At 51.7% G+C, this 17,264-nt stretch carries 15 protein-coding genes and 1 riboswitch; of the genes, 6 read left to right on the forward strand and 9 right to left on the reverse strand.

Translation table 11 applies throughout. The features are described from left to right. The first annotated feature begins 214 nt into the window (after nt 1-214). The 5 genes from O4H49_RS13460 to O4H49_RS13480 all read left to right on the forward strand — a co-directional run bounded on the left by O4H49_RS13460 (nt 215) and on the right by O4H49_RS13480 (nt 6,929). Nucleotides 215-781: a hypothetical protein gene (locus O4H49_RS13460; protein WP_269423955.1), complete on the forward strand. Its 567-nt coding sequence runs from the start codon at nt 215-217 to the stop codon at nt 779-781. 241 nt (nt 782-1,022) lie between these two features. Further along, a riboswitch (glycine riboswitch) is annotated at nt 1,023-1,133 on the forward strand. A gap of 161 nt (nt 1,134-1,294) precedes the next feature. Further along, the gene (gene gcvT / locus O4H49_RS13465) at nt 1,295-2,398 is read left to right on the forward strand and encodes a glycine cleavage system aminomethyltransferase GcvT (protein ID WP_269423956.1); all 1,104 of its coding nucleotides are present in this window, start codon (nt 1,295-1,297) and stop codon (nt 2,396-2,398) included. 69 nt (nt 2,399-2,467) lie between these two features. Then, nucleotides 2,468-2,842, forward strand: a complete 375-nt coding sequence (gcvH, locus tag O4H49_RS13470) for a glycine cleavage system protein GcvH (protein ID WP_269423957.1) — start codon at nt 2,468-2,470, stop codon at nt 2,840-2,842. An 81-nt stretch (nt 2,843-2,923) separates the two neighbouring features. Beyond that, a complete protein-coding gene (gcvP, locus tag O4H49_RS13475; RefSeq protein WP_269423958.1) occupies nt 2,924-5,812 on the forward strand; it encodes an aminomethyl-transferring glycine dehydrogenase in 2,889 nt (962 codons plus the stop codon). A gap of 349 nt (nt 5,813-6,161) precedes the next feature. Next, a complete protein-coding gene (locus O4H49_RS13480; protein ID WP_269423959.1) occupies nt 6,162-6,929 on the forward strand; it encodes a class II glutamine amidotransferase in 768 nt (255 codons plus the stop codon). A gap of 141 nt (nt 6,930-7,070) precedes the next feature. Here O4H49_RS13480 and O4H49_RS13485 read toward each other — a convergent pair whose 3' ends face one another. The 8 genes from O4H49_RS13485 to O4H49_RS13520 all read right to left on the reverse strand — a co-directional run bounded on the left by O4H49_RS13485 (nt 7,071) and on the right by O4H49_RS13520 (nt 14,863). Further along, nucleotides 7,071-7,559, reverse strand: a complete 489-nt coding sequence (locus O4H49_RS13485) for a F0F1 ATP synthase subunit B (RefSeq protein WP_269423960.1) — start codon at nt 7,557-7,559, stop codon at nt 7,071-7,073. A gap of 2 nt (nt 7,560-7,561) precedes the next feature. Then, complete coding sequence (locus O4H49_RS13490) at nt 7,562-8,053, reverse strand: F0F1 ATP synthase subunit B' (RefSeq protein WP_269423961.1); 492 nt, start codon at nt 8,051-8,053, stop codon at nt 7,562-7,564. Nucleotides 8,054-8,170: 117 nt separating this feature from the next. Further along, a complete protein-coding gene (locus O4H49_RS13495; protein ID WP_269423962.1) occupies nt 8,171-8,398 on the reverse strand; it encodes a F0F1 ATP synthase subunit C in 228 nt (75 codons plus the stop codon). Nucleotides 8,399-8,475: 77 nt separating this feature from the next. Further along, nucleotides 8,476-9,186 carry a F0F1 ATP synthase subunit A gene (locus O4H49_RS13500; RefSeq protein WP_269424053.1) on the reverse strand — a complete coding sequence of 237 codons (711 nt, stop codon included), beginning with the start codon at nt 9,184-9,186 and terminating at the stop codon, nt 8,476-8,478. 49 nt (nt 9,187-9,235) lie between these two features. Beyond that, a complete protein-coding gene (locus O4H49_RS13505; RefSeq protein ID WP_269423963.1) occupies nt 9,236-9,580 on the reverse strand; it encodes an AtpZ/AtpI family protein in 345 nt (114 codons plus the stop codon). 270 nt (nt 9,581-9,850) lie between these two features. After that, nucleotides 9,851-13,312 (reverse strand): chromosome segregation protein SMC, encoded by a 3,462-nt coding sequence (gene smc / locus O4H49_RS13510; RefSeq protein WP_269423964.1) that lies wholly within the window; start codon nt 13,310-13,312, stop codon nt 9,851-9,853. Nucleotides 13,313-13,520: 208 nt separating this feature from the next. Beyond that, entirely contained in the window at nt 13,521-14,135 is a 615-nt protein-coding gene (locus tag O4H49_RS13515; RefSeq protein ID WP_269423965.1) for a DsbA family protein, read from the reverse strand. A gap of 101 nt (nt 14,136-14,236) precedes the next feature. After that, nucleotides 14,237-14,863 (reverse strand): DUF721 domain-containing protein, encoded by a 627-nt coding sequence (locus O4H49_RS13520; RefSeq protein WP_269423966.1) that lies wholly within the window; start codon nt 14,861-14,863, stop codon nt 14,237-14,239. Between the two features lie 79 nt (nt 14,864-14,942). On the opposite strand from O4H49_RS13520, the gene mutY reads away from it, so the two are divergent. Next, complete coding sequence (mutY, locus tag O4H49_RS13525; RefSeq protein WP_269423967.1) at nt 14,943-16,067, forward strand: A/G-specific adenine glycosylase; 1,125 nt, start codon at nt 14,943-14,945, stop codon at nt 16,065-16,067. A gap of 82 nt (nt 16,068-16,149) precedes the next feature. Here the strand turns inward: mutY and O4H49_RS13530 are convergent, their stop codons facing one another. After that, nucleotides 16,150-17,178 (reverse strand): site-specific DNA-methyltransferase, encoded by a 1,029-nt coding sequence (locus tag O4H49_RS13530; protein ID WP_269424054.1) that lies wholly within the window; start codon nt 17,176-17,178, stop codon nt 16,150-16,152. Nucleotides 17,179-17,264: the final 86 nt, after the last annotated feature.

The following is a 17,264-nucleotide window of genomic DNA, read 5'->3' on the forward strand; positions in this document are numbered from 1 at the left end:
CCCAACTGGAATCTGGGGCAAACCTAATACAGTGGCCCGGCAGAGAAAAGCACTAAAGGGATATCAAAATTCACATATAGATACCTTGGAACTGTGATGAGACTTTGCAACCACTTGATTAGACGCTAAAGTTGCCGCGAGCCAGTGACATGGTTCTGGATAATCTTCTTTTATGGGTGTCAGCCCGGTGTTTGGATATGGGAAAAGTTGTTTCATGGGTCGCGTTTTGAATTGGTCAGCGGTATGTCGTTTTTCTTTGCCGTCCCAGGTTTCTTCTATCCTGCTTGTGCTGGCTGGTGTTCTGGTCGCTGGTTGTGGGCTGATTGAGCCAGAAAAAGCACCGCCGAAGTGTCCTGAACTGATTGTGCTCAAAGAAGCCAAGGAAATGACCCGTTTCGAAGGAAACGGTCGCGATCTTACCGATGTAAGTTTCGAGGCTGACATCAACAATTTTGTCTCGGGCTGTATCCTGGATGAGGAAACAAATAACCTGGAAAACCAGGTTGTCGTCAGATTCGAACTGACCCAGGGGCCTGCGAGCAAAGGCGTTGCCGAATTCCGCTATTTTGTTGCTGTCGCGACCCTGGACAGAAAAATTCTGACCCGCGAATCCTTTGGCTTGACGACACCTTTCGAAGGAAACCAGACGTCGATTGCTGTTGTAGATAATATTTTCCCAACCATCCCGTTGCGTGATGGCAAAACGGGAGAAGATTATATCATCTTTGTCGGCTTTGAGCTGTCCCGCAGTGAACTCTATTACAATCGAACCAAGCTCTGACTTCACCTCCGATAGTCTGGGCGGGTCGGTCTTCCTATTCGCATCTTGAGCCGTGTCTTTGATGGAATCGATGAGTTTCCTATCGTAAACTTTTGCCCGCTGTGGCAGGGCTAAGTCTCTGTCTTTGCAGCAGGCTTGTCGCGATCATCCTGTTTCTTGTCGTATGTGGTTGACTTTTGCCGGGAAGAGGGTAAACCTCTATACAAGCTGTTGTAGCGATACAATATGCAACGCTGCCGTATGATCTCTCGCGGGAGAGACTGTCGCTGGGTTTCTTAAGGGAAACATAGTAGATGGCGCCGAAGGAGCAACCGCCCCGGAAACTCTCAGGCAAAAGGACCGCATGGGGTAGGCAACTCTGGAAAGCTTTGAAATAAATCACAAAGCACCGACGGAGTAAGCAGGAATTCGGGTATTCCCGGTTTTCTGTGAATCTCTCAGGTCCGCAGACAGAGGGGGACGCAAGAGCCAGTGAGCTGTTGTGTTCTATACCTTTTGTTTTGGAGCCAGTGAATGTCGGAAGCCCTGAAGAAAACACCTCTCTATGATTTGCACGTAGAACTGGGCGCCAAGATGGTTCCTTTCGCAGGTTATTCCATGCCTGTGCAGTACCCTGCGGGCATTATGGCCGAACACAAGCACACGCGTGCTGCAGCGGCAATTTTTGATGTTTCACATATGGGCATCGTTCGCCTGATGGGCGAAAAGGCGATCCCGGCGCTGGAAAGTCTTTTGCCGGCAGATCTTGAGAATCTCGCAGACAATTCCATTCGTTACAGCTTTTTCACCAATGAAACAGGTGGGATTCTGGATGATCTGATGATCACCAAAATTCCTGGCGGTCTTAGTCTTGTGATCAATGCTGCCTGTAAAGACGCTGATGTGGCGCATATTAAAGCCAAGATCGGTGACCAGGTTGAGGTTGAGGTCGAGTATGACAACGCGCTTATCGCCCTGCAGGGGCCAAAGGCAGCCGAAGTTCTTGCCCGGTTCGCCCCAGCTTGTCTCGACATGAAATTTATAACCTTTCAGCAGCTTGAAATTGATGGTGTGAGCTGTCAGGTCAGCCGTTCCGGTTATACCGGGGAAGATGGCTATGAAATTGCCATTCCTGCCGCCAAGGCTGAACAGTTGGTCCGTCGCCTGCTGGAAGAGGCCGAAGTGGAAGTTTCTGGATTGGGCGCACGTGATTCCTTGCGTATGGAAGCAGGGCTTTGTCTCTATGGCAATGATATTGACAGCACGACCACCCCGATTGAAGCCGGACTGCTCTGGGCGATCCAGAAACGCCGTCGGAATGAAGGCGGCTTCCCCGGCGCTGATGTTATCCTTAAGCAGATTGCGGATGGTGCCCCTCGTCGTCTGGTTGGAATCTTGCCTGAAGGCCGCGCGCCGTTGCGTCCTGGTGTCGAGATCGCCAATGACAAGGGAGAAGTTGTCGGCACTGTGACCAGTGGTGGTTTTGGACCAAGTGTGGGTGGCCCCATTGCGATTGCCTATGTGGCTGCAGAAAACAAAGAGCCGGGGACAATCTTGAACGCCCTGGTTCGTGGCAAGGAGCTGCCCTGCAAAGTCGTTAAAATGCCATTCGAACAAAAAAGTTACTACCGGGGATAATCTCCGCAATACAGGGCAACGTCCCAATAATGAACCCTAGAAAAAGAACGTGATTAAAGGATCAGGATTATGAGCGAACTGAAATTCAGCGAAGAGCACGAGTGGATTCTTGTCGAAGGTGATATCGGAACCGTTGGGATTACCGAATTCGCACAGGAGCAGCTGGGTGATGTGGTGTTCGTGGAAGTTCCCGAAGAAGGTAAGGAACTGGAAAAAGGTGGCGAAGCAGCTGTTGTTGAATCCGTTAAGGCTGCCAGTGAAGTCTATGCCATCTGTGATGGTGAAGTGGTTGAAGGAAACGAGGCGTTGGCCGATGAGCCAAGCCTTGTGAACTCTGATCCGATGGGCAAGGGCTGGTTCTACAAAGCCAAGATCTCTGATCCGTCCCAGCTGGATGATCTGATGGATGCAGCTGCATACAAGGCCTTTGTCGAAGGTCTCTAAGCGATTCAGCCTTGCTTTAGCGTTAAATGTTCCAGCCCTTTAAACCGGGCTGGAACGGTCATCATCTGATGAGGAAACTCCATGTCTGATACAAAATTGTCTCTACAGGACCTTGAGCAAAAAACAGACTTCATTCGCCGCCATATCGGCCCGCGAGAAGCTGAAATGACAGAGATGCTGTCACTGCTCGGTCTTGAATCCCTGGATGATCTGTCTGAAAAAACAGTTCCTAAATCCATCCGCGAGACAGATCCGCTTGCTCTGGCCGAAAGCCGGACCGAGAGCGATGTTCTGGCTTATGCGCGCTCTGTCGCAAAAAAGAACAAGGTTTTCAAATCCTACATCGGCATGGGTTATTACGGCACGAAAGTGCCAAGTGTGATCCTGCGGAACGTTCTTGAAAATCCAGGCTGGTACACGGCCTATACACCTTATCAGGCTGAGATTTCACAGGGTCGCCTGGAGGCGATCCTCAATTACCAGACGATGATTTCCGATCTGACCGGCATGGAGATGGCGAACTCTTCTATGCTCGACGAAGGAACCGCCGCAGCCGAGGCGATGACATTCTGTCGCCGGGTCGCCAAGAGCAAGGCTGAAGTCTTCTTTGTTGATCAGGATCTCCTGCCACAAAGCATTGATGTGATCAAAACCCGGGCAGAGGCACTGGACTATGAAATCCAGATTGGTGACCCTCGCAAGGATCTTGATCCATCAAAGGTTTATGGGGCGCTGTTCCAGTATCCGGGCACTTCTGGTCGTATTGATGACTACAGTGACCTGATTGCCGCGGTTCAGGAGCATAAAGGTCTCGCTGGTCTTGCCGCTGATATTCTGGCCCTGACACTGTTGAAAAGCCCTGGTGAGCTTGGGGCTGACTTTGCTCTGGGGTCCGCCCAGCGTTTTGGTGTTCCCATGGGATTTGGCGGACCACACGCTGGTTACTTCGCGACAAAGGATGCCTACAAACGTTCTATCCCGGCCCGTCTGGTCGGGATGTCTGTGGATGCACACGGAGCCCCTGCCTTGCGCATGGCTCTACAGACACGGGAACAGCACATCCGACGCGAGAAAGCCAACAGTAACATCTGCACCGCGCAAGCGCTTCTGGCGAATATGGCCGGGTTCTATGCCACCTATCATGGACCAAAGGGACTGAAGCTGATTGCGCGCCGTGTGGCCCGGCTGACGTCTATTCTTGCTGCGGGCCTGAAAGCCGGTGGTGTTGATGTCGTCCACAGCGCTTTCTTTGACACGCTGACGATCAAGGTACCGGGTAAGGCCAAGGATATCGCCGCCAAAGCACGCAAAGAAGAAATGAACCTGCGTCTGGTGGATGGTGATACGCTGGGGATTTCTCTGGATGAAACAACCTTGCGCGAAGATATCGCAACGCTCTGGGCTGTTTTTGGTGTTTCTGGGCAGTCTGTCGATAAACTGGACCAGTCTGTGGACAGCAACCTGCCAGAAGGTCTTGCGCGCCAAACCAGTTTCCTGACCCATCCGGTGTTCAACAGCTATCATTCCGAAACAGAGATGATGCGTTATCTGCGCAAGCTTTCTGACAAGGATATTGGTCTGGATCGTGCGATGATTCCTTTGGGATCCTGTACGATGAAGCTCAACGCAGCCACCGAGATGATCCCGGTAACCTGGCCTGAGTTTTCAAATATTCATCCCTTTGTTCCACTGGATCAGGCCGAAGGTTATATCGAGTTGATCAAAGATCTCGAGGCCATGCTGGTTGAGATCACAGGTTATGATGCCATTTCCCTGCAGCCTAATTCGGGCTCCCAAGGGGAATATGCCGGCCTTCTTGCCATCCGTAAATATCATGAAAGCCGGGGGGATATGGAGCGGGATATCTGTCTGATCCCTGCTTCAGCTCATGGCACCAACCCGGCCTCTGCTGCCTTGGCTGGTATGAAGGTTGTCGTGGTTAACTGTGACGAAGAAGGCTATGTCGATAACGAAGATCTGCGCCTGAAAGCCGAAAAGCATAAAGACAATCTTGCCGCGGTGATGATTACCTATCCTTCGACCCACGGTGTGTTCGAAGAAGAAGTTCGTACAACCTGCAAAATTGTTCATGATTTTGGTGGTCAGGTCTATATTGACGGCGCAAACATGAACGCCATGGTCGGTCTGGCAAAGCCAGGCAAGTTTGGTGGCGATGTTTCACACCTCAACCTGCACAAGACCTTCTGCATTCCGCACGGCGGCGGCGGCCCGGGTGTTGGACCAATCGGTGTTGGTAAACACCTCGCGCCTTTCCTGCCAAATCATTCGGTGGTTGCCGAGGCTGGCCCAGTAACGGGGCAGGGGGCGATTACTTCGGCTCCCTGGGGTTCTGCCAGTATTCTTCCGATTACCTGGGTCTATCTGAAGCTGATGGGGGCTGAAGGCTTGCGCAAGGCAACACAGGCCGCAATCCTCAACGCCAACTATCTGGCGAAGCGGTTGTCTGATCACTATCCGATCCTCTACGCCTCGCGTAACGGGATGGTGGCGCATGAATGTATTGTTGATGTCCGCCCGCTGAAAGAGACTGCCGGGATCACGGTAGATGATATTGCCAAACGTCTGATTGACTATGGCTTCCATGCACCAACGATGTCGTTCCCGGTTGCCGGAACCCTGATGATCGAGCCGACGGAATCAGAGTCCAAATACGAGGTGGATCGTCTGGCGGATGCTCTGATTTCCATCCGTAAGGAAATCGCCCGTGTCGAGCGTGGCGAACTGCCAGGTGATGACAATATGCTGTGCAATGCACCTCATACTGCAGCTTCACTTCTGGCAGAAGAATGGAAACACCCCTATAGCCGTGATGAAGCGGCCTATCCGGTAGAAAATCTGCGGGATGGAAAATATTGGGCACCAGTTGGGCGGGTAGATAACGTCTATGGTGACCGGAATCTTGTTTGCTCTTGTCCTTCGATCGAGAGCTATCGGGATGCGGCCGAATAGGTCGCTGAAACGGAGAGAGCAGATGGGACCAAAAGCTGGGAGTTCCACATATCTGATCCCTCCGTCCTCATAGGGTGTGTATGTCGGGCAAGGGACGGTTCGACACACTTGGAACGGGGCCGCACCCTGTTCCCGCCCATTGCTGGGACTGGAGTCCGCGTTACAAGCGCGGACTCCTTTTTTTATTTTATTGGCATCAAGAAGTCTATTGCTGATCTATGGCACAGGAGTAGGATGTCGCAAACTTCCCTGGGTGTGCCGTAAAGTGTTAACCAGATGATGATAAACTGGCCTTGTTTAAATTCCGGGGTAAATCGGGTTTTCATCCTGTAGCGTGTTGGAGTGATCTATGTGCCGTTGGCTTGCCTATTCTGGAGATGAGATTTTTCTGGAAGATCTTCTGTTCAAACCCGAACACTCTCTTGTCGAGCAATCGCAACATGCAACAGAAGCAAAGGTGGCCACCAATGGTGACGGGTTCGGGGTTGGCTGGTATGGCCAACAGGAAGAGCCCGGGCTCTATCGGGAAATCATGCCAGCCTGGAACGATTGCAATCTGAGACATCTGGCAAGACAGATCAAATCGTCACATTTTTTTGCACATGTCCGGGCTTCGACGGGAACGGCGACGTCGCGTGCAAACTGCCACCCCTTTGCCTATGAAAACTGGATGGGGATGCATAATGGTCAGGTTGGGGGCTATGAACAGCTGCGCCGCCCTCTGGAAGCCCATATTTCTGATTGTCATTATCTCAACAGAATGGGAACAACAGACAGTGAGGCGCTTTTCTATATGCTCTTTTGCCTCGGCCTAGAGGAAAATCCGGTTAAGGCAATCTGCCGAATGGTTTCGACCGTTGAAACACTTCAGAAAGAAAAAGAGATCACCGCTCCCTTCCGCTGTACTATGGCTATTACCGACGGCAAGAGGCTTTTTAGCCTCAGGCATGCGAGCGACAGCTATGCGCCGTCTCTGTACTGGCAAAAGCAGGAAGGGCGTCTGGTGGTGGTTTCCGAGCCATTGAGCGTTGACCGAACAGGCTGGAACAAGGTGCCGGAATCTCATGTACTGATATCAGAAGGTTCTGAAGTGCTGGATATTGTTTCGATCCAGTGAGGGGGCAATTCTCCTGAAAGAGAGTCCTGGAGATAGAATTGTTTTGACCGGAGAAAGTTCCGTTGTTTCTTTGGTGGCGATACAAACAAAAAAACCGGCTCACAAGAAGCCGGTTTTTTTGTTTTTGCTCTGGCTAACTGGTCAGTGAAACTTGCCGTCCAGTGCGCTGATGGAATCATCAAGGAGCGCCTTGGCTTTGGGTTTCGTGATACTGCTGCTCAGAATAGCTTTTGTTGCAGAAATCGCAACATCAACAGCCTGGTTCCGGACCTCGTTCAAGGCAGCAGCTTCTGCCTGATTGATTTTATCCATTGCCTGCTGTTCACGGCGTTTTAGTGACACTTCGAGTTCTTTGGCAGATTCTTCGCCGACACGGATGGCTTCAGCCTTCGCGTGTTCAACAATTTCCTCTGCTTCTTTCAAAGCATCCCGCTGCTTGCGTTTGTATTCTGCCAGTGTTTTCTGGGCTTCTTCCCGGAGGTTCTGGGCTTCTTCAAGAGTCTTGCGAATGGCTTCGCCACGGGCATCAAGACTTGCGAGTATGCCCTTGCCGCCTTTGGCAATGACGAGAAACACAAAGATGAAGAAAGAAACGCCAACCCAGAAAGAAGGACTATGTAAGAATTCCATGATTAGCCTCTGCCTCCCAGAACTTCGTCAACAGCTTTGCTGACTTTGGCCTCGGTTACATCGGCACCCAGGAGTTTCCCGGCTGCGGCACTGGCAACTTCTGTGGCCACATCTTTGATATGGCTCAGGGCTTCAGTGCGAGCGACAGAGATTTTGTCCTCGGCAATCTGAACCTTCTCTTTAAGCTGGGCATCAAACTCAGCCTGGCGCTTGGCACCGGTGGCTGCGATCTTATCCGCAGATTCCTTAAGAGCAGCAAGGGCAGAGGTCCGTGCATCAGCAATAGCTTTCTGATAGTCGGCTAGGACTTCTTCAGCTTCTTGCTTCAGGCGTTCTGCTTTTTCCAGATCACCGGAAACTCTGTTTTCACGCTCTTCCAGAATGGAGGCCAGTCTCGGCAATGCGAGCTTGGACAACAGAAAGTAAAGCACGCCGAAGGTAATAATCAGCCAGAAAATCTGGCTTACCCACGTGGAAGGATCAAATTGTGGCATCGTGCTACGCGCCCTGTTCAGTTAACAAAGTCGGTCCAGATAAAAGTCTGATAGGCCGACACACTCAGATATCCCGGTTAGGGGTTCTGGCGATATCGGCCTAGAGAACTGTTCCGATTAGGCTACGAACAGAAGGATCAGAGCAACCAGCAGGGAGAACAGTGCGATAGCTTCGGTAACAGCAAAGCCAATCCAGATGTTCGCGCCGATTTCGTCTTTAGACGCTGGGTTGCGAGCGATTGCCTGGAAATAACTTGACCAGACATTACCAACACCAACACCTGCACCAATCATTCCGAGAGTAGCCAGACCGGCACCAATCAGTTTTGCGGCTTCAGCTTCCATATTTCCAGCTCCTTTAACGCTGAACGTTAGATATATAACGTTAGATAGATAAGTAAGTTACGAGTACCTGATAAGTTCTAGTGCAGATGGATTGCATCGTGCAGATAGATACAAGTCAGGATGGTGAAAACATATGCTTGTAGTGCTCCGACCAAGAGTTCCAGAGCTTGAATGCTGACCAGAACAGGCAGAACAAAAACACCAAACAGACCAAGCATGACCACAAAGCCGCCAAGAACTTTTAACAGTACGTGGCCGACGACCATATTGGCAAAGAGACGAACAGACAGGCTGATCGGTCTTGAAAGATAGGAAACCAGTTCAATCGGAATCAGGATCACAGCTGTCCAGAGCGGGGCTCCATGCGGGAAAAACAGGCGCAGAAAGCCGGCACCATGCCGAACGAAACCAATAACCGTAACTGCCAGAAAGATGATAATTGCCATGGCAAAGGTCACAGCAATGTGGCTGGTGAAGGTAAAGGTTCCTGGAACGAGACCGATAATGTTTCCAAAAAGGATAAACATGAAAAGTGTAAAGACAAACGGGAAGTACTGACGACCCGCTGAACCCACATTGTCACGTAGTAGATTGGCTACCATTTCATAGCTCATCTCTGCCATGCTCTGCCACCGGCCTGGTACCAACGCCCGTCCACGGGTGGAATATACCAGGAATACGGTTATCAAAGCAGCTGACAACACCATGAACAGGGCTGAATTGGTAAAGGAGATATCGTAACTACCCAACTTCAAAGCAACGATCGGATTTACCTCGAACTGCTGCATTGGGCTGTGTGAACCACCTGATGCCACGAGACTTCCCCTCTATTCTATTTCACTCTGCGTCATCTTCGCGGGTGTCGCGAAAACGCTTCTTGTTCTCTAACTGTTTAGCAACCCTGATCACATTGATAAAGGCCGCCCCGATACCCAGGAAGAAGAAAATGATCATCAACCAAGGTTTAGTCCCCAACCACAGATCGAGATAGTATCCAATCCCGAAGCCCATGATCAGAGCTGCAACTATTTCGACAGCGATACGAAATCCGACCGCCATCCCGCTTGCCATCTCAGCCTGGTTTCTGGATGCAGGTTTGTTAACCTTTTCCTGACGCTCGCGAGCCGCGCGCAGTCTTGTATCCAGATCCGTCAACGACGAATTATCTTCAGGTTCCGGCATATTTTTACCCCCCCTGATGGCTACCAAAATGGCTGAGGCAGCAGCTATTAAACGCGGGCGCAACATACGTGTTGCCCGGTTGTTGTGTCAAGAACGAATCAGTCATGTTTCCGCCCTATTTCGTGGATGCAAGGCAACAGTTTTTTGGGGGAGCTGCTACAGAGGGTGTCGGTATTGGGATATTAAGGGGGGTAACAATATGAAATGTAATAAAAATACTAAAAAATAGACTTTCAGAAGAACAGGGGAATCCTTGATTTTGCCGTGAGTCTATTCATCTATTAAAGCGTCAGCAGCTTCAAGATTAACGGAGACAAGTTGACTGACGCCGCGTTCGCTCATGGTTACGCCGTACAAACGATGGACCCGGGCCATGGTCATGCGGTGATGGGAAATAATCAGAAACCTGGTTGAAGTGCTGTGGACAAGCTCTTCAACCAGTTTGCAGAAACGATCGACATTGGCATCGTCGAGGGGGGCATCAACCTCGTCCAGAACACAGATCGGGGCAGGATTGGTCAGGAAAACGGCAAAAAGCAGGGCAAGGGCAGTCAGCGCCTGCTCTCCACCGGAAAGCAAAGACATTACCTGAAGCCGTTTCCCAGGGGGACTGGCCATGATTTCCAATCCTGCCTGAAGAGGGTCTTCGGCATCAACAAGGCTGAGATGTGCCTGCCCGCCACCAAAAAGCCGAACAAAAAGATCAGAGAAATGCGCATTTACCCGGGCAAAGGCTTTGAGAAGGCGGTCTCGCCCTTCCCGGTTCAGATTTGAGATGCCCTGGCGCAATTTACTGATTGCCTGTAACAGGTCTTCCTTGTCCCCAAGCATGGCCTTGATCTGGGCTTCAAGCTCTTCTGCCTCTTTTTCTGCGCGCAGGTTTACCGGACCCATGTTGTCGCGCTCGGCAGTCAGGCGGTTATGTTTCCTCATCACTTCTTCCCGAAGAGGAAGGTCATCACCCAACTTGATATCCGCTATGGAAAGCGCTTTTTCCAGTGAGTAACCAAGCCGCTCGCGAACCCGGTCAATCAGAATTGCCATAGCCTGTTTGGCCTGGGCGACTTCAGATTCAGCCCGGATCATGTTTTCCCTGGCCTGGGAGAGATCCTGTTCGGATTCACGTAATTGCCGATCTGCCTCTGCCTGCTGAAGTTCCGCTGCTCGAAGGTTGTCCGCGGCACTTTTTCTGTCTGTGTCTACGGCGGCAATCAGCTTTTCTATTGCAACATGCTGTTTTTGCAAAAGAAGAGGTTTTTCCTGCCAGACAGAAATTTCAGCTTCTGTGCGTTTTATTCGCGTGCTGATTTCCCCAAGGTACTGGTCTGATTCCCGGGTGCGTCTTAGCCAGGAATCCAGCTCGGCCGCAATGGCGCCCAGTCGTTGCTTGCGCCCGTCGGCATCTCTTTTGTGTTGTTCGAGCTTAGCCCGATCGGCTGAGAGAATCTGGCGACTGTTTGATAGCTCGCTTCGCAATTCGGAAACTTTTTCTTTTTCGCTATCGAGATCAGGGAGTTGTTGAAGTTCGCGGTTTTGAGCGTCGTAACCTGAACTTGCATCCTTTTTTTCCTGCTGTAGGCGCAGCAGATTTTCTTCAACGACTTCCAGCTGCGACAACAGGCGGGAATCTTTTTGTGTCAGCTCGACCTGTTTGTTCCGTTCATTTGTCAGGGTTGCGAAGGCGCTGTTTACCCGGCTCCGGGCTTCCTTTTCTTTCTGGGAAAGTGTCTCGCGTAATTCTTTTTCAGAAAGGTAGGCAGCTCTGGCTGTTCCGCTGATTTCTTCCGTAATCCTCTGCTGTTTTTCGAGGGCACGCAGACGATTCTTCTGTGCAAGACGTACTGCTGTGGGAGAGGGGGCGTCTTCCCTTACGGTCAGTCCATCCCAGCGCCACAAAGTACCTTCGCGGGAGACCAGTCTTTGCCCTGGAGCAAGCTGGGCATAGAGGGCATCTGTCACGGCTCTGGATTCAATTACACCAATTTGCGAGAGACGGCTATGCATGCGTTCAGGGCTATCCACATACTCTATAAGCGAGGTGACCCCTTCTGGCAGTTGGGGGAGATTTTCGCGGCGGGGAATATTGTGCCAATGGGCTACAGCACTTTCTTCTGATCCGGCATTTAGATCTTCTCCCAATGCAGCGCCCAGGGCTTTTTCGTATCCGGGGGTTACGGAAAGCTCTTCCATAATAGGGTGAGTTATGGCGCCGGTTTCATCCTGAAGCATTTCTTTCAGGGCATTGACCTCTGCCGTGACCTGTTGGTGATTATTCCGGGCGGTCTGCATTTGTTCGAGAAGAAGTTCTTCCTGCTGTCGTGCCTTTAGAAGCTGTTTTTCCAGCTCTTCTGATGCCGTTGTGGCTTCTTGAAGGGAGATTTCGGCTGTTTGTACTTTTGTTGCAGCTTCTTTCAATGCTGCGTCGTTGATTCTCTGTTCTTTCAGCTGCTTCTGAAGGCTGAGTTGCTGATCTATCAGGGTTGAGTGTCGATCAATCTGAATTTTCAATTCAGAAAGACGCCGTGTCATGACCGTTGTGCGGGCCTCGTTTGCTGCGATCCTGTTGCTGATCTCGCTCAGGGAGCGATCCGTTTCGGTTACTTTTTTTGCGCCGTCGGAGCAGAGTTGTTCGAGCTGTTGTCGCCTGTCATGTGCGGTCAGTTCGAGCTGGTTGATATCCGCCTTTTCCTTGTTCAGGCGCTGTTCTGCTTCCTTGGCATCCTTGTGGATACCCGCAGCCCGTTCACGGTCTTTTGTCAGTTGCTGCAGAAGTTCGGTTGCCTGTGTGAGGGCTGAAGCTGCTTGCTGTTCTTCGCGTTGGAGGTTTTCCCGGTCCAATAACAAGCGCTGCAGCCTAGCTGACAGGGTTGTTTCAGCTTCGCGCAGGTTAGGCAGTTTTGCCGTTATTTCCAGCTGTGCTGTCGATTTTTGGGCAACAATTGCAGTTTTTTCAGAAACGGTTTTCTGGTTTCCGGTGAGATTCGCTGCTGCTGTATTCAGGAGAGCCTGTGCATCCACTGATTCGTAGTGCAGCAGGATGGCTTCATGTTGGCGGATCAGTTCGGCAAGATTGCGGTATCGGCTGGCTTGACGGGCCTGTTTTTTCAGTCCCTGAAGCTGGGCTTCTAGCGTGGTGACAACGTCTTCAAGTCGTTCGAGGTTGCTTTCAGCAGCCTTGAGGCGCAACTCTGCTTCGTGTCGCCGTGAATGCAGGCCTGTGATCCCTGCAGCTTCTTCAAGAAGAAGGCGGCGGTTGGCAGGACGAGCATTGATGATCTCGCCAATGCGCCCCTGGCTGACCAATGCGGTCGATTGTGAGCCACTGGCCGCATCCGCGAAGAGCAGCTGGACATCTCGTGCTCTGACATCCTTGCCGTTTACCTTGTAATTTGACCCGCTGCCCCGGGCGATTCGTCGTACGACCTCAATTTCCTGATACTCGTTGAAAGCTGCAGGAGCTGTCCGGTCTTCATTGTTAAGAACAAGGCAGACTTCGGCAAGATTACGCGGGGGACGGTTTGACGAGCCTGCAAAGATAACATCGTCCATCTCGCTTCCCCGCATGCGCTTGGCGGAGGTCTCTCCCATTACCCAGCGCAGGGCCTCAACCAGATTGGATTTGCCACAACCATTTGGGCCGACAATGCCGGTCATACCGGATTCGATCAGCAATTCTGTCTGATCAACAAAGGATTTGAACCCGCTAAGGCGTAGTTTGTTAAACTGAACCAAAGTGGCTGGGCTCCGGTCTGTGGATGTAGGCGCTATCGATGAGGTTCCCTCGATAGAGCGGGAAGATGGCCAGTGTAATCACCTGAAAAGAGTAGCTTGCTCACCGGGAATCTGCAACGTGCGTTCTCACCCGCCAGATGGGGGAGCAGACAAAAGAAAAGGCCTCTGATTGTCAGGGGCCTTTTCGGGGCAGAGGAGTTAGCGGCAATCAGCTGGCATCTTCCAGTAATTCATTCATGGCGTCATAGTCCCGGCCACCGGGATAGAGTTTCTCGTTCAGAATAAAGCTTGGGGTTGACTGAACCCCAAGTCGTTTCCCTTCCTGAGCCTGGGTAACGACCCGTTTCTGGAGCTCTTCATCCGCAAGGCATTTTTCAAGCTGTTCTTTGCTGACACCAGCCAGTGAAGCGATTTTGGCCAGTTCTCCTTTGGGGTCACCGCCAAAAGCCCATGTTTGCTGCTGCTTGAACAGAAAATCGAGGAAGGTGAAATAGCGATCGCCTTCAAAGCACTCTGTTGCGAGGGCACCGATAAAGGCCACACCATCCAGAGGCATGTGACGAAAGACAAGTCTCGCACGGCCGGTTTCAATCCAGTTGGTCTTGATCTGTGGCAAGACATCCTTGTGGAAATTGGCACAGTGCGGACAAGTCAGGGAGGCGTACTCAATCAAAGTTACCGGTGCGTTCTTGTCACCAAGAATGTGATCCTGTTCCGTTACTTCTCCCAGAGCATAGGCTGGAGAAAAGGGAGCAAGGGTTGCAGCCAGTGGCAAACCTGCAGCAAGAGTTGCTGCGTTGCGGATGAAAAGCCGTCTGTTCATTGTCATTATAATCCCAGGTGTGCGTACAAAAGCTGATTCAAACTGTTCCTAACCTAGTCTAGGGGGAACTGTGGCGGCAATAGGGCGGATAGCCACATAGATCATTTAGGTGTTTTTTGCTTGGCTTTGAGGGTTGTTGCAAGCTCTTCCAGAGCAGAGCGCAGGGAGTCGTTCTGAATATTTGAGAATTCCTGGGCAATGGACTGGCGTTCACCGGGAGTGAGCTTGGGGAGCTGCGGCTTTTGTGAAGCCTTTTTCTGGGGCAGGGGCGCCTGCTGTAACGAGAGGCGGGCAACAGCCCGATAACCGAAATGGCTGTTAATCCGTTCGATAATTTGCGGAGCCTGCTGCTGGATGGTCAGGGCGAAAGCGGGATCGGCCTTGAGTAACAGGGTGCCATCGTTGCGTATACCCTGGGGAGGATAGCTCAGTTTAACCGGGATGCACTGGGTAGAGAGTTCCTGTCCGACGATGTTCGCCCAGTCTTCCAGCAAACCACCCTCGGCAAAACCGCGTTTGCCAATCAGTTTGCGGGTGAGGCGCGGCAAGGTAGCCGAGATTGGGGCCATTGTCTTGAAACGCCGGGTTGAGGCCTCGGATTCTGCCGATTTCGATTCAGTCGAAGCTTTCGAAGCTGCACGTGGTTTGCGTGGAGGAGGCATTGGTTCTTGTCTGTCTTTACTTGTGTTTTGGCTCTGGTTGGGTTTTGGTCCAGAGGCTTTATGCATGATACTGTCCTCTTGAACAGTATCATGCAGGAACAAAAAGAATAACAGGATCTATTCATCAGGGTGTAACGACAAGTTAATGCTGGAAACAAAACGTCCTCTTTCAGAATGTACAGCCTTTCAGGATACCTCTCTTGTGATCGCGCCGAGATTGCTGCCCTGGTATGACCGTCATGCCCGGGAACTGCCCTGGCGCAAGGGACCTCAAAAAATGAGGGGGAGCGGGGATCAGAGAGAGCTTGCCGTTCCTTATCACGTCTGGCTCAGCGAGATCATGCTGCAGCAGACAACTGTCGCAACGGTGAAGGCATATTTTCTCAAGTTTCTGGCGATTTGGCCTACTGTTGAGGACCTTGCGCAGGCAGACTTGGATCAGGTTCTGACAGCCTGGGCAGGGCTGGGGTACTATGCACGGGCGCGCAACCTGCACCGCTGTGCCCAGGTTGTTGCTGAAGAACTGGACGGTATTTTCCCCGACAATGAAGCGGCATTGCTCAAGCTGCCCGGTGTCGGGCCCTATACGGCAGCGGCGATTGCCGCGATTGCCTTTGACCGTCCCGCGGCGGTTGTTGATGGGAATGTCGAGCGGGTCATCGCCCGGTTTTATGCGCTGCAGGACCCCTTGCCTGGTGTGAAGACCGAAATCAGGACCCTGGCAGCAAAGCAGACACCGCAAGAACGGTCAGGGGATTATGCGCAGGCCATGATGGATCTGGGGGCAACAATCTGCACCCCGCGCAACCCGGCCTGTGTTCTCTGCCCTATACAGGCTGGTTGCCTGGGACGGGAAAAGGGAATTGCCGCTGAGTTGCCGAAAAAAGCTCCAAAAAAGCTCAAGCCGATCCGCCGGGCTTTTGCCTATCTCTTTCGAGATGAGGAGGGATCGGTACTGTTACGTCGACGGGCTGAAAGCGGGCTTTTGGGTGGGATGGTAGAGGTGCCGAGCGGGAGCTGGGGGGAAGCGCCAGAGCCGGAGCGGGATCGTTTTCTCGATGATCTGGGGCACTGGAGTTTGCTGGAAGGTCAGGTGAAGCACACCTTTACCCATTTCCATTTCGAGATTTCACTGTTGCAGGCCAAAGTTGGCAAGGATGAGAAAGAGCAGATCGCAGGGAAAGTCGGTGGAAGCTGGCATGTGGCAGAGGAATTCTCCGGACTTGCTTTGCCTACCGTCATGAAAAAGATTCTGTATCAGGCTGTATAACTGAAGAGAGCTTCAAAGACGTGATGATCAATCAAAAAGAAAAAGACCTGTTAATCAGGCCTTTTTCTTTTTGATTTCGGATCTAATTGGCCATTTCGGCCCTGACCTGCTGGCGCAGCAGATCAATGGAAACTTCATTACCTTCAGCGTCAAGGTGCCAGAAGGACCAGCCGTTACAGGCGGCGGCTCCCTGGACCATTGCGCCAACCTTGTGGATCGAGCCCTGGAACTTGTCGGCGATCAGGGTGCCGTCTGCCCGGACTTTGGCGGAGAATTTTTTCTTCGGGCTATAGAGTGTTGTTCCCGGTTCCAGCAGACCGCGCTCGATCAAGGTGCCAAAGGGGATGCGGGGCTGTTCACGCTTTTGCTCAATAGCAACAAGATCAATGTCGTCCAGCTGTTTTACTTTGGACAATCGGCTTTCTGCGAGCTCAACGTAATCCGGGTCCTGCTCGATCCCGATATAGTGACGGCCAAGGCGTTTCGCGACAGCGCCAGTTGTGCCGGTGCCGAAGAACGGATCCAGTATGACATCGCCAGGTCTGGTCGATGCCAGAATAACACGATGCAACAGGGGTTCTGGTTTCTGGGTCGGGTGGGCTTTGTCGCCGTCTTTATTCTTCAGGCGCTCGCCACCATTGCAAATAGGCAGAAGCCAGTCACTTCGCATCTGTACGTCGTCGTTCAGTGCCTTCATGGATTCATAGTTGAAGGTATATTTGGAATCTTTGGATTTTGCGGCCCAGATCATGGTCTCATGGGCATTGGTAAAGCGTCGCCCCCGAAAATTCGGCATGGGATTCGATTTACGCCAGATTACATCATTGAGCATCCAGTAATCCAGGTTCTGGAGTAATGTCCCGACGCGATAGATATTGTGGTAGCTACCGATAACCCAGAGAGTCCCATTATCCTTCAGGACGCGGCGGGCAGCCTGGAGCCATTTCCAGGTGAATTCGTCATAGGCGCGGAAGCTGTCAAACTTGTCCCAGTCATTGTTGACCGCATCAACCTTGGAATTGTCAGGACGTGTTAATTCGCCAGCCAACTGCAGGTTATAAGGAGGGTCAGCAAAGATCACATCAACGGACTTTTCAGGCAGACCGTTCATGATCTCAACGCATTCGCCGAGATGGACAACATTTTTCTTCACTAAAGCAGACTCCCCTTGACTCGAGTCCCCTATCCTGAGTCACG

Source organism: Kiloniella laminariae, assembly GCF_027214005.1.
In the GTDB taxonomy this organism is placed as follows: domain Bacteria; phylum Pseudomonadota; class Alphaproteobacteria; order Kiloniellales; family Kiloniellaceae; genus Kiloniella; species Kiloniella laminariae_A.

What these genes read in the sequence shown, in the direction of transcription:
- O4H49_RS13460 (WP_269423955.1), top strand. Translation starts at nt 215, where the DNA reads ATGGGTCGCGTTTTGAATTGGTCAGCGGTATGTCGTTTTTCTTTGCCG.
- gcvT (WP_269423956.1), top strand. Translation starts at nt 1,295, where the DNA reads ATGTCGGAAGCCCTGAAGAAAACACCTCTCTATGATTTGCACGTAGAA.
- gcvH (WP_269423957.1), top strand. Translation starts at nt 2,468, where the DNA reads ATGAGCGAACTGAAATTCAGCGAAGAGCACGAGTGGATTCTTGTCGAA.
- gcvP (WP_269423958.1), top strand. Translation starts at nt 2,924, where the DNA reads ATGTCTGATACAAAATTGTCTCTACAGGACCTTGAGCAAAAAACAGAC.
- O4H49_RS13480 (WP_269423959.1), top strand. Translation starts at nt 6,162, where the DNA reads ATGTGCCGTTGGCTTGCCTATTCTGGAGATGAGATTTTTCTGGAAGAT.
- O4H49_RS13485 (WP_269423960.1), bottom strand. Translation starts at nt 7,559, where the DNA reads ATGGAATTCTTACATAGTCCTTCTTTCTGGGTTGGCGTTTCTTTCTTC.
- O4H49_RS13490 (WP_269423961.1), bottom strand. Translation starts at nt 8,053, where the DNA reads ATGCCACAATTTGATCCTTCCACGTGGGTAAGCCAGATTTTCTGGCTG.
- O4H49_RS13495 (WP_269423962.1), bottom strand. Translation starts at nt 8,398, where the DNA reads ATGGAAGCTGAAGCCGCAAAACTGATTGGTGCCGGTCTGGCTACTCTC.
- O4H49_RS13500 (WP_269424053.1), bottom strand. Translation starts at nt 9,186, where the DNA reads ATGCAGCAGTTCGAGGTAAATCCGATCGTTGCTTTGAAGTTGGGTAGT.
- O4H49_RS13505 (WP_269423963.1), bottom strand. Translation starts at nt 9,580, where the DNA reads ATGCCGGAACCTGAAGATAATTCGTCGTTGACGGATCTGGATACAAGA.
- O4H49_RS13515 (WP_269423965.1), bottom strand. Translation starts at nt 14,135, where the DNA reads ATGAACAGACGGCTTTTCATCCGCAACGCAGCAACTCTTGCTGCAGGT.
- O4H49_RS13520 (WP_269423966.1), bottom strand. Translation starts at nt 14,863, where the DNA reads ATGCATAAAGCCTCTGGACCAAAACCCAACCAGAGCCAAAACACAAGT.
- mutY (WP_269423967.1), top strand. Translation starts at nt 14,943, where the DNA reads ATGCTGGAAACAAAACGTCCTCTTTCAGAATGTACAGCCTTTCAGGAT.
- O4H49_RS13530 (WP_269424054.1), bottom strand. Translation starts at nt 17,178, where the DNA reads ATGAACGGTCTGCCTGAAAAGTCCGTTGATGTGATCTTTGCTGACCCT.